The organism is Neotamlana laminarinivorans, from assembly GCF_020523925.1.
Taxonomy (GTDB): Bacteria; Bacteroidota; Bacteroidia; order Flavobacteriales; family Flavobacteriaceae; genus Neotamlana; species Neotamlana laminarinivorans.
This window is the reverse complement of the sequence record NZ_JAJAPW010000076.1, coordinates 1-290: the sequence shown is the minus strand read 5'-3', so window position 1 is coordinate 290 and position 290 is coordinate 1. Positions and strand designations below refer to the sequence as shown.

Genomic DNA, 290 nt, shown 5'->3' with positions numbered 1-290 from the left:
ACTCTGTCTATTTAGGGCCAATTCTAGATATTTTTAAAACCAAACAAAAACTAGATATTGTAGATATTTCATTAAAATCTATGATAAGCTCTAAACAGCTTATAGTATCTAAAGATGCTACAACAAAAAACTCTAAAGCTTGGCTTAACAGACACGTAATATCATTACACGAAAAATTTGCTTTAGGCTTTGCCTGTGTTATCTTGTTTTTTGTTGGCGCACCCTTAGGTGCTTTAATTAGAAAAGGCGGTATTGGCTTACCTATGGTTATTGCTATTTTGTTGTTTTTA

At 31.7% G+C, this 290-nt stretch carries 1 protein-coding gene; it reads left to right on the top strand.

Features of this window, described 5'->3' with window-relative positions:
• On the top strand, positions 1–290 hold a 290-nt coding region (locus tag LG649_RS16100), incomplete at both ends, for an LptF/LptG family permease (protein ID WP_226544833.1).